The sequence below is a fragment of the Peribacillus muralis genome (assembly GCF_001439925.1).
Lineage (GTDB): Bacteria > Bacillota > Bacilli > Bacillales > DSM-1321 > Peribacillus > Peribacillus muralis.
Window position 1 is genome coordinate 70,128 of the sequence record NZ_LMBV01000018.1, and the last position, 10,744, is coordinate 80,871.

Annotated in this window: 9 protein-coding genes and 3 tRNA genes; 4 read left to right on the forward strand and 8 right to left on the reverse strand. The window is 39.8% G+C overall.

Features of this window, described 5'->3' with window-relative positions; genetic code table 11:
• Positions 1 to 13 precede the first annotated feature (13 nt).
• Positions 14 to 931 carry a glycerophosphodiester phosphodiesterase gene (locus ASU00_RS18210; protein ID WP_057914909.1) on the reverse strand — a complete coding sequence of 306 codons (918 nt, stop codon included), beginning with the start codon at positions 929 to 931 and terminating at the stop codon, positions 14 to 16.
• Positions 932 to 1,169: 238 nt separating this feature from the next.
• Between ASU00_RS18210 and ASU00_RS18215 the strand changes: the two genes are divergently transcribed.
• Together ASU00_RS18215 and ASU00_RS18220 are read left to right on the forward strand one after the other, a co-directional pair.
• Positions 1,170 to 1,901 carry a histidine kinase dimerization/phospho-acceptor domain-containing protein gene (locus ASU00_RS18215; RefSeq protein WP_057914910.1) on the forward strand — a complete coding sequence of 244 codons (732 nt, stop codon included), beginning with the start codon at positions 1,170 to 1,172 and terminating at the stop codon, positions 1,899 to 1,901.
• Positions 1,871 to 2,410: a sensor histidine kinase gene (locus ASU00_RS18220; RefSeq protein ID WP_057914911.1), complete on the forward strand. Its 540-nt coding sequence runs from the start codon at positions 1,871 to 1,873 to the stop codon at positions 2,408 to 2,410. Before ASU00_RS18215 ends, ASU00_RS18220 begins: the two co-directional genes overlap by 31 nt.
• Positions 2,411 to 2,492: 82 nt before the next feature.
• Here the strand turns inward: ASU00_RS18220 and ASU00_RS18225 are convergent, their stop codons facing one another.
• The 4 genes from ASU00_RS18225 to ASU00_RS18240 form a co-directional block, all read right to left on the reverse strand.
• Positions 2,493 to 3,995: a DHA2 family efflux MFS transporter permease subunit gene (locus ASU00_RS18225; RefSeq protein WP_057914912.1), complete on the reverse strand. Its 1,503-nt coding sequence runs from the start codon at positions 3,993 to 3,995 to the stop codon at positions 2,493 to 2,495.
• Positions 3,996 to 4,353: 358 nt separating this feature from the next.
• Entirely contained in the window at positions 4,354 to 4,938 is a 585-nt protein-coding gene (gene clpP / locus ASU00_RS18230; RefSeq protein WP_057914913.1) for an ATP-dependent Clp endopeptidase proteolytic subunit ClpP, read from the reverse strand.
• Positions 4,939 to 4,968: 30 nt separating this feature from the next.
• Entirely contained in the window at positions 4,969 to 5,670 is a 702-nt protein-coding gene (locus tag ASU00_RS18235) for a sigma-70 family RNA polymerase sigma factor (protein WP_057914914.1), read from the reverse strand.
• Between the two features lie 1,049 nt (positions 5,671 to 6,719).
• Positions 6,720 to 8,942: an MMPL family transporter gene (locus ASU00_RS18240; protein WP_057914915.1), complete on the reverse strand. Its 2,223-nt coding sequence runs from the start codon at positions 8,940 to 8,942 to the stop codon at positions 6,720 to 6,722.
• A 135-nt stretch (positions 8,943 to 9,077) separates the two neighbouring features.
• Between ASU00_RS18240 and ASU00_RS18245 the strand changes: the two genes are divergently transcribed.
• Both ASU00_RS18245 and ASU00_RS25540 read left to right on the forward strand, forming a co-directional pair.
• Positions 9,078 to 9,695: a TetR/AcrR family transcriptional regulator gene (locus tag ASU00_RS18245; protein ID WP_057914916.1), complete on the forward strand. Its 618-nt coding sequence runs from the start codon at positions 9,078 to 9,080 to the stop codon at positions 9,693 to 9,695.
• Between the two features lie 337 nt (positions 9,696 to 10,032).
• The gene (locus ASU00_RS25540) at positions 10,033 to 10,203 is read left to right on the forward strand and encodes a hypothetical protein (protein ID WP_161809758.1); all 171 of its coding nucleotides are present in this window, start codon (positions 10,033 to 10,035) and stop codon (positions 10,201 to 10,203) included.
• 225 nt (positions 10,204 to 10,428) lie between these two features.
• Here the strand turns inward: ASU00_RS25540 and ASU00_RS18250 are convergent.
• The 3 genes from ASU00_RS18250 to ASU00_RS18260 form a co-directional block, all read right to left on the reverse strand.
• A tRNA-Leu gene (locus tag ASU00_RS18250) sits at positions 10,429 to 10,509 on the reverse strand.
• Positions 10,510 to 10,517: 8 nt separating this feature from the next.
• Positions 10,518 to 10,591: transfer RNA gene (locus ASU00_RS18255), tRNA-Cys, on the reverse strand.
• A 7-nt stretch (positions 10,592 to 10,598) separates the two neighbouring features.
• Positions 10,599 to 10,673, reverse strand: a tRNA-Gly gene (locus ASU00_RS18260).
• Positions 10,674 to 10,744: the final 71 nt, after the last annotated feature.

Genomic DNA, 10,744 nt, shown 5'->3' on the forward strand with positions numbered 1-10,744 from the left:
CTTATTCATTCTTCTAGTTAAGGCGATGATTATGTTCATGCTCTCTTAGGACCTCATTAAACAAATCCGGATAATTCGTAAACACCCCTGTTGCCCCCCATTCCAATGCTTTTTTCATATCAGCTCTTTCATTGACTGTATATGGGTGGAATTGAAGGTCATGGTTTCGTACCATCTTCACATATTGTTTGTCCACCTTATTGAAGTTCGGGCCAATTCCAATGGCATATTGTTTAATGGATTCCAGTTCTTCGTCAGAGATGGATGCTTGATTTTTATAAGAAAAAAGTTGTACAAGCGGTAACTGTGGATTCAGGTCATGAACCTTCAAAAGGCTTTCCCTACTGAACGATTGGATGAGGACGTTTTTGGTACGCCCCTTTGAATCTACCATTTTATAATCTTTCAAAACCTTCAGCAGTTCTTCTTCCATGCCAGGATATACTTCCGGGGACTTTGTTTCAATATAGTAATTGGCTTGTTTGCCGAATTCCTTAAAAACTTCTTCAAGGGTGGGGACTGCCAACCCTTCATATTTCTGTTTTGCCATTTGCGGGTATGTTTCATTGAACCATGAACCAGCATCCAGTTTTTTGATTTGTGTTAGCGTTAAATCTTTTACAAGGCCTGTACCATCCGTTGTACGATCCACCCTTTCATCATGCATCGCTATCAATCTTCCATCCTTTGTCAACTGAAGATCGATTTCTATGTAATCACCCTTCATTCGTTCTCCCAATTGATAGGCAGGTATCGTATGCTCAGGAGCATAACCAGAAGCCCCCCGATGTGCGATATTCACAATGTCCTTCTCATAAATAGGTGAACTTAAACGACTTTCATGTGCTGCCGAGGCACTCATAGAAGCAGCCTGCAAAATAAAGGCCGCACTCATCATACATATACCAATGTTCTTCAGACTCTTTTGCATTTTCCCCTCTCCCCCTCCTGTAATTACCTTCATTTTAAAAGGGAATTATGAAGCTACAACAAGCATTATGTAAATTAACCATATATTAGGTAAAATAATTATTAGGATCTAGTTGGCAAATTAACGTCCGAGAAAACGCAAAGCATCATTAATTGGAAATATTCTACTTTATCTGATTTACAAAAAGCATGTATCAGCTTACTATTAAACAAACAGAACATTAATATTAAGGGGAATTATGTTAAAAAACTATCAATATTACCAACACAAACATCAATTGATCATGAGGGCCTTTATGGGCATGATATCCTTTTTGCTATTGGTAGGGATTTCTGTTTCACCTATCAGTTGGAGTGATGATCCTTATGAAATGACCTTCCAGGTTATTCTTATATCAGGAATGATCATTTCTTTGCTTTTTTTCATTAAAACAGAAGGGAACTTCTATAAAACCTTATTCATAACTTTAATCACTATTTATCTATATTTTAAATTTTGGGTATTTCCAGACACTGCAATCATGCTAGCATTATTTGCAATAACGCCCTTAATCCCGATTTTTCTTTTCGATAAACTCGGATTTTATATTGTCGCCACTCTAAATTTCATACTAGGTCCCGCTTCCATCTTGATTATTTCAAAAACGGATCTTCGATACACTTATGAATATGTCGCTATGGATAGTTTCGGCAACACGCTTAATTTCATCGCTATCCAAATCATACTGGTATTCGTATTCATCGGAACCAATAATAGGGTGGAATCCACAAATGCATTTCATAAGGAAATACAGCAGGCCAAGCAATTGAACTCAGTCGGACAGCTCGCCGCCACCATCGCACACGAGATACGTAATCCGATAACAGTAGTGAAAGGCTTTGCCCAATTATTGGATCAAGAAAAGGAACTGAATGAAACGGAAAATTTTATGTACAGACCATGCTTACGGAACTTGAATATACACAAGTGATTATCAATGACTATTTATCTTTGGCCAAACCGCAAACGGGTAATGTTCAGGTCATTCCTTTAAATGATGAAATCCAAAAGATTTCCGATTTATTAACCAGCTTTGCCAATAATCGCAACATAGGCTTCCGCCTTGATCTCCGTGATGACCTACATATTAATATGAATCCTATCGAGCTTAAACAGATACTGGTCAATATCATGAAAAATGGAATTGAATCAATGAACAACCCCGGATTCATCAAGGTGGAAACAGAGCAGGAACGCACTATGGCAAAAATACGGATAACGGATACAGGAGTCGGCCTCTCCAAAGAACAGCTTGCAATACTTGGTACCCCATTTTATTCGCTTAAAGAAAGAGGAACCGGTATCGGCCTGACCGTTTGTTATTCAATCGTTCAAAAATACAAAGGGAAAATCAACGTGCAAAGCGAATTGAACAAAGGCACATCCTTCACCATTTATTTACCCTTATATATGGAACAACAGTCTCCACCAATCCAATAAAACAAAAAAAGGATGACCTCCCACCACACATCGAGGGTCATCCTTTTAGGTTGCTATTTTTCGGAAATGTTTCCGAGCAACATCATTGGGAACTATATTTGGTGTTTTTTGATAGACGATTGGTAATCGTATCTTCTTGAGGTGAAGTTCGCCGTATGTAAAAGGCAAGTATGAAAGCAACTATCGTTAACCATGTCGCTATCATGAATGCATCATCCACCCCCATTACGCTTCCTTGTTTAATGGCCATTGCCAGTTCAGCTTTATTGTCTGGTGATATGTTTCGTTCGGTTATTAACCCCTGTGCATGCTTCGTTCCTTGATTTGTCATAATTGATACAAAGAACGCCATGCCAACAGCACCTGCAACCATTCTTAACGTATTGACCATGGCTGTTCCGTATTTATTCAAGCTAAGTGCCAATTCATTTAATCCTGCTGTGAAGATAGGCATCATAAGGATCGACATACCGAACATCCTAATCGTATAGACCCATACCACATAAGAAAAAGACGTATCTGTTTCAAGCCGTGTTAAAAGATAGGTTGTAATGATCGTAATAGCCAGTCCACTAACCGCAAGCCACTTCGCCCCGTACCGATCAAACAGCTTACCTGTGACTGGAGACATAATCCCCATTACAATACCGCCAGGCAATAGCATGAGACCTGATTCCATAGGAGTAAAACCACGGATATTCTGCATATAGATGGGCATTAAAATCATTCCTGAAAACATCCCCATAGTCGCGATGATGTTGATGATCGTCGTTAATGTGAACATTCGATATCGAAAAATTCTAAATTCCAAAATAGGGTGTTTTACAGTAAATTGCCTCCAGACAAACAAAGCTAAACTGATTCCGCCAACCAAGAACATTGCTAGGACTTCAAAACTGCCCCATCCCTTAGTACCTCCACTGGCAAATCCGTATAATACACCGCCGAATCCTATTGTCGATAAAATTACACCCATCTTATCGAGCTTAGGTCGGCTAGTTTCCCCTACATTTTTAATAATGAAAATTGCAAAAAGAAAGTCAAGAAGTGCAAATGGGAAAATGATAAAGAACAAAACTCTCCAGGAATAGTTTTGTACAATCCATCCTGATAACGTCGGTCCTACTGCGGGAGCAAAATTCATCGCAATCCCGAATATACCCATAGCAAACCCCCGTCTGTTAGGAGGAAACAAAGTGAAAATCACGTTCGTAATCAAAGGGAATAAAATTCCTGCACCAGCAGCCTGGACGACACGTCCCATCAATATTACCGGGAAGTTAGGTGCAATTCCGCATAATAAAGTTCCTAAAGCAAATAGTCCCATTGAAGCAAGGTATAATTGCCTTGTACTGAACCGTTCCATCAAGAAAGCTGTGATCGGGATGACAATCCCATTCACCAACAAAAAGATAGTGGTCAGCCAATTGGCTGTAGCTGCTGATATATCAAAATGATTCATCAGTTGAGGCAAAGCGATATTGATTAGAGTCTGATTCAAGAATGCGACAAGAGCACCAGCAAGCATCACTGCAAACATGGGACCTGTACGTACTTTAATGATTGCTGTTTTATCGAGATTCATTCTTACGGCACTTCCTTTGGTTGTGTTATTACATATTGTTACTTCTTTAAATATGTTCGAGTCTTTCTATTCTAATTTACCCTCACTAAGTTAATATGCCTCTCTATCATAAAGGAAATCAACCTATCTTTTCCAACAATACACGTCAGCTACATGGCATAGTGGTCCCTTTAGTAAAAAAGAGAACCCCTTTTGAATGAAGAATAGGCATCATTCAGGTAATAAGCCACCACAAATTAAAAAAAGAAACGGCCGATGCTGATACCGACCGTTTCTTTTCGCATTCATCCACTGATTTTCCCCAGTAATCGTAATCTCATCGATAACTAATAGTTTTTTAAAACTAAGGTCTTTACCCTTAATTATCCTTAACGATTATTTCATCAATTATGCCGTAATCCTTCGCCTCGATTGCGCTTAAGAAGTAATCACGATCTGTATCCTTCGACACCTTATCAATCGCCTGCCCAGTTCTTTCCGCGATGATTTGGTTAATATGATCCTTTAGCTTCAAAATCCTTCGTGCAGAAATTTCAATTTCGGTAGCTTGCCCTCTTGCCCCTCCCAACGGCTGATGAAGCATGATTTCACTATTCGGCAATGCACACCTTTTTCCTTTCGTACCGGCTAATAAAAGCATCGCACCGAATGATGCAGCCATGCCGGTACACACAGTCCGAATATCAGGCTTAATATATTGCATCGTATCATAAATGGCAAATCCGGCACTCGTTGATCCCCCTGGACTGTTTATGAAGATGGTAATTTCTTTATCAGGTGAATCTGCTGCCAGGAATAACAATTGCGCAACGACACTATTGGCTAAATGATCGGTGATTTCTTCCCCAATCATGATGATGCGGTCTTTCAGAAGTCTAGAATAAATATCGTACGAGCGCTCACCCTTGCCTGATTGCTCAATTACATATGGTATGGTGGTCATATCTCTTCTTCCTCCTAACAACAAAATTGGCTATGCAGCCATTGAGAGAGTGTTTGAAGGAGTGAAACATGATTTGACAGACGTGTTCATTAGTTTAGGAACCAGTGATTCACTGTTCAGCGATTTGAAAGATGGAATGCTTTTAATGAGGAGATCTGGATTTTGGGTCTTCAAAGCCTCTGTCATCAGAGACATCAGTCTCTGCTCCTCCTCATAATGCCAATCTTCCACGCCGGACAGCTTACGTTCTGCGACGTCTGAGTCAAATCGCTTTTTGACACGATTCAAGATGGCCTTTACAGCACTTTCCGTCGTGTTTAAATAATTCGAGATTTCTTTGGAGCGATAGAGAAACCCTTCCTTTAATAGGAACACGACAGCTTGTTTCGGGGTAAGGGATTTTATTATATATTCAACCGTTTCGAAGGCATTCTCCCCGAATCCCGCTTGATGTTCGGTGTCACCCAGATCTTCTAAAGATTCTTTTTTTCTTTTACGGATCGTATCAATCCATGAATGGCGGGCTATCGTCTTCAATAATGCCGTTGTAAGCTCTGTCTCATTTCCATAGCCCTGCATCGCCTTTATTATCGTATCCTGTGCCAAGTCATCACCATCCCAATCACTTTGGGTCAGGAATCGGCAAAACCGAAGCAACTCAGGATAAACTTCACGAAGCATCATGCGATTATCTTTTTTTTCAAAATCATCTTTCCTTAACTCATTGATCATTTTTTCTCACTCCTTCAACACCCTCTATCCTCTAAACGTTTCAGAATGAGGAAAAGATATGGGGTATTAAAATTTTTTCCCTGCATCGCATTTCCCATTATATTCTATTCCATCTTTACCAGGAGATTTCCTTTCATACTAAAAACCAAACGAAAGCTGAATTCAGATTGCCCGCAGTTTTGGGCGGTTTGTACTTAGACCGTTGCTTTCCACGGGAAGTCCGGGAGTCTGTGGGTTTCGCATTGCCGCAAGAGTCTCGCACACCCGTTCCATTCCACACGGCTTGAAAACGAAAGCTTAATTCAGATTGCCCACGTTTTTGGAGGATTTGTATTTAGACCGTGGCTTTACACTCCAGGCACTCCCTTTCCGCGGGCAGTTGGGGAGCCTCCTCGGCGTGCGCCTGTGTGGTCTCCCCTTAACCGCATTTCCCGCAGGAGTCTCGCACCTTCCGTTTCAATCCACTCTGCATCAAAATAAAGCCAGCGTCTCAATTGGTCCAAGTGTTTTTGAGGGATTGTAAGTAATCGCCTACAATGAGTTAGATATTTATTTTAAGGGTCAGTAGACTAATGAAAACAAAGGAAATTTCCCTATGAATAGAGGGGCGAATTTCAAGAACAAAAGGTACCACCATACTTAAATGAAAATCCACGTAAAAACATTATAATAGAATACTACCTGACTCCCTTCTCACTGGATAAGTGAATCGGTCAACAACGCAGCATAGGTTCGTATAAAGAAAAGCCTGTTATCCACAGTTTTGGGAATTGTATTTTTTTCGTTTCATTTTACTGCAGACGCTCCAATCCACTCCGCGTGAAAAGGAGATACAAGTTCGATGTTTACCGTTTTTTCTTATGTAATCTTCCGTAAGAACACGGATTAGGTGCTGGAGAACTCAAGATCGTCACATCTATTATTCCCTTTAGTCGCTTATAATCCAATAAAAATTAAAAAGGTTTCGGAATGAAACCATTCCGAAACCTTTTTGTGTACACTCTAATTGTTAGGAGCTATTTACTCTAATTACTTTTTTATTGATGCTATTAATTCTCTTTTTGTTTTACCATTTTGACTTTAGCCGGCCAAAAAGCAAATCTTCCGCAAACGGTAGTAATTGCCGGTACAAGAAATGGACGGACTATGAAGGTATCTAGAAGAATACCTAAAGCCGTGATAATGCCGAACTGAACAAGAACTTGAATTGGTAATGTCGCTAGCACGGCAAAGGTGGCCGCCAATATAATACCGGCTGAGGTAATGACCCCACTCGTTTCACTTACGCCCTCTTTAATGGCTTGCTTCAACGGCATATAGTTCTTTTTCTTCCAAATACTAGAGATCATGAAGATGTTATAGTCCTCTCCAAGAGCAACCAAGAATACAAAAGCATATAAAGGAATGGCTCCCTGTATGGCATCAACGCCCATTATATTATGGATGATAAGCCAACCTAGTCCTAATGCTGCACTGTAAGATAAGATAACAGTCCCAACTAAGTAAAGCATAGCTACAATGGAACGTAAGTATGCTAATAACAGGATGGATATAAAGACAATGATTAATGGAACAATGATATCGTTGTCCTCATCACTAGTTATCATGGTGTCATATTGTGTCGCTGTTTGCCCGCCAATCCAAACCTTGGATTTCACGGAAGTAACATTTGCATTCGCCAATGCTTTCTCTGCTGCATCCCTCAATTCAGGAATGGCTTCCATCGCTTTGTTACTGTACGGATTCACATTGAATTTGACTTCATATACTTTTAGATTCTTATTGTCCACACCACTTTGGGGTTTAGACACTGTACTAACAAGGTCATGCTTCTTTAACTCTTTTTCAAGGTCTATCGATTTTCCGTTCGTATCGATTACTACTTGGGCCGGAGCTAATTCCCCAGGGGAGTAGGCGTCAGAAATGACTTTGAACCCTTCCCTTGAAGGCATGTCTTCTGGGAAAGAAGATAATACATCATAGGTGTATTTGATTTGACTGGAGTATACCGACATTGCTCCAAAGAATATCACACACGCTACAATGATCGTCCAAGGCTTGGTCGTCACAATATGACCAACCCAAGTTCCAAAGCGGCTCTTTGTTTTTCGGGCAGGAACCGGTTTTCCTTTTTTTGCAGCCCTCTCTTTTTCCATTTCAGGAGTACGGGGAATGAAAGGATAAAAAGAACCTCTTCCCATAACGGATAGTAGTGCTGGAATAAGTGTCAAACTTGCTATCCCCATTATAAGTATGGACAGGCTAAATGGGATAGCAAAACGGTGGTAAGCCCCATATTCTGCTACAATCAAGACGAGAAGAGAAATGACCACAGTAATCCCACTCATCGCTATGGCACCGGAAGCATCTTTAAAAGCATGTATAAGTGCTTTTCGTTTGTCATTTACCTTCAGAAGCTCGTCACGATAATGAGAAATTAAAAATAAACAATAATCTGTACCTGCTCCAAACAATAATACGGTCATAATGGATATAGATTGCGCATCAACGGTAATCCAATCTTTATCAGCTAAAAAACCTAGAATAGGACTAAGCAGCATATATGCAAATCCTACGCCAATCAAAGGAATAATCGCCAATATTGGGGAACGATAAATAATAAGGAGCAGTACTAAGACAAGTACAACAGTCGCGATTAGTAACGAAACATCCGCTCCTTCGAATAAGCTTGTTGCATCTACTTGAATCCCTACTGGGCCTGTTACACGTGTACTTAGCTTATCGTTTTCATCTATACTTATATTGAAAGGATCATAAGCAACCTGTTTTTTCACTTGTTCTTTAATGTCATCTAAATTTTCCTTTAAGACTTCGGTATCAACACTTTCTTTGAAAAAAATAGGTTGAACTAGCGTTGTCCCATCTTTTGAAACCATTTGTTGTAGTGCTGATACTGGCATCTTATGCAGAGGCGGTGTTGACGTTTGATCTTCTAACGGATCTTTCTCTAAACCTTCTGCCATTTGTTGGGCCGCTTTTAGATCCTCTTTCGTTAGCCCTGATTCATTGTGCCACGTAAGCAATGCAGGCACACCTGAGGAATTTGGAAATTGTTTCTTTATTAACTTATCTGCTTCCACAGAAGGTGAATTATCACTCAGATTTGGGGCATTATTAACTTCTGAATCATTTACTGCGGGCCAAGCAATGGTTAAGGCTGCCGTTAGAACAACCCATATGCCAATGACAACCCAGCGACTTACCCTACCAGTCATATATGAACTGAAGGTTGCTAGCATAGATTTTTTCATTCGAACTCCCTCGTTTCCAATTTGGTTTGTTTCTATTAGAATATACATATATCAATGTAATTAATTATATATACCAGAAGGTTAATTAACAAGTAGTTTAATGTGGCAATTTATTGAACCAGAAGGAGGCTTCATATGCATAATAATATCCAGAAGAAAAAACCGGGACGGCCCAAAATGACAAATGATAATAATGTAACAAGAGATCAAATTCTTCAAACGGCATCCCAGCTATTCATGACATATGGCTATGACGGTGTTTCAATGGAACAAGTTGCTGATGCTAGCAATGTGACAAAAGCAAGCGTTTATTACTATTTTAAAAATAAGGCAACTTTATTCACCATCGCTGTATCCAGCATGTTCCGACGCATAAAAGAACAGACAGATAAACTGTTGCACAGTTCCAAAGGATTGAAGCACAGATTATACGAAGTAACCTTCGAGCACTTAAAAAGACCACATATAGATTTTGAAACATTACTGCAGGAGGCTTCCCTTTCCCTTACAGAAGAACATACCGAAGAAATCCGCACAGCAGAAAACGAGGTTCATCAAGCACTGGAGAACATATTTAAGCAAGCAATGGAAAATGGTGAAATAGTAGTCAAAAATCCATTATTGCTTGCACATGCCTTTTCTACAGTTACCATGATTCGAAACAAAAAAGAACTAATAACTGAATTGGGAGGCCCAGAAATAACCGCTCAAGCTCTAGTAGATCTATTTTGGGTTGGAATCGGGCCAAGATGAATAAATGATCGAGGGCATGCCCAGTAAATTACCGGGTTCATGCCCTCGCAGTTGCCTAATTAAATAAAGTTCTAACTTTTTGGGTTCACTTCATTTGTGGTGTGGTCTTTTTCACTTAACTTTTTCGGTACTATGGCCAAAGCCCTTTTAAAAGCCAAGATGTTACAACGTCATTTCTCTGGTTAATGAATAATAAAGGCGTTTAAAGGTTCTGTAAACAGCTATCCTCCGCAAGGATCAATGCTTTCAAAAAGAATGCATCTCTGATTCTGCAGCAGTAACCTATTTGTCGTATGAAACAAAGAAAAAAGGTCCCAACTTAAGTTGAGGCCTTTTCATGTTTGTAAAGGGAAATAGGATTCACCCTTATTTTTTTACCAAGGAAAAACTCCTTTTTAATCTTCCAATTCTTGAATTTAAATTACCTAACACTTTATTTTTTGTTTTAGGAGCTGGTTTTGTAATTAATATGATAGCAATTGAAATAAAATATAAAGACAGTAAGTAAATTAAGAAATTTTCATTGTATCAGTAAAATGAATTTAAAAGAAATGAAAGAGAAACAATTCATACTCTTGAAGAAATGGTTGTGTAAAAAATGTGTAAAACGAATATAAAACATATCCTTTTCAGTCGAATTCTAGATAAAATAAAAAGCACCCCTGAATGCTGATAAATCAACGTTTCAAGGGCACTTTTTAATTACTTGTCGTGTTCTAAAAACACTTAATGATACCGGTGGCCGGGGTCGAACCGGCACTCCAGAGGAACACGATTTTGAGTCGTGCGCGTCTGCCTATTCCGCCACACCGGCATGATTGTTGGAGGCGGCAACCGGAATCGAACCGGTGGTAAAGGTTTTGCAGACCTCTGCCTTACCGCTTGGCTATGCCGCCAACGTTTTGGAGCGAAAGACGGGATTCGAACCCGCGACCCCAACCTTGGCAAGGTTGTATTCTACCACTGAACTACTTTCGCATATGGCTGGGCTAGAAGGGATCGAACCTTCGCATGACGGAATCAAAATCCGTTGCCTTACCGCTTGGCTA

Coding starts and splice junctions, on each gene's coding strand:
- ASU00_RS18210 (WP_057914909.1), bottom strand. CDS start 931: ATGCAAAAGAGTCTGAAGAACATTGGTATATGTATGATGAGTGCGGCC.
- ASU00_RS18215 (WP_057914910.1), top strand. CDS start 1,170: ATGTTAAAAAACTATCAATATTACCAACACAAACATCAATTGATCATG.
- ASU00_RS18240 (WP_057914915.1), bottom strand. CDS start 8,942: ATGAAAAAATCTATGCTAGCAACCTTCAGTTCATATATGACTGGTAGG.
- ASU00_RS25540 (WP_161809758.1), top strand. CDS start 10,033: ATGTTTGTAAAGGGAAATAGGATTCACCCTTATTTTTTTACCAAGGAA.
- ASU00_RS18220 (WP_057914911.1), top strand. CDS start 1,871: ATGCTTACGGAACTTGAATATACACAAGTGATTATCAATGACTATTTA.
- clpP (WP_057914913.1), bottom strand. CDS start 4,938: ATGACCACCATACCATATGTAATTGAGCAATCAGGCAAGGGTGAGCGC.
- ASU00_RS18235 (WP_057914914.1), bottom strand. CDS start 5,670: ATGATCAATGAGTTAAGGAAAGATGATTTTGAAAAAAAAGATAATCGC.
- ASU00_RS18245 (WP_057914916.1), top strand. CDS start 9,078: ATGCATAATAATATCCAGAAGAAAAAACCGGGACGGCCCAAAATGACA.
- ASU00_RS18225 (WP_057914912.1), bottom strand. CDS start 3,995: ATGAATCTCGATAAAACAGCAATCATTAAAGTACGTACAGGTCCCATG.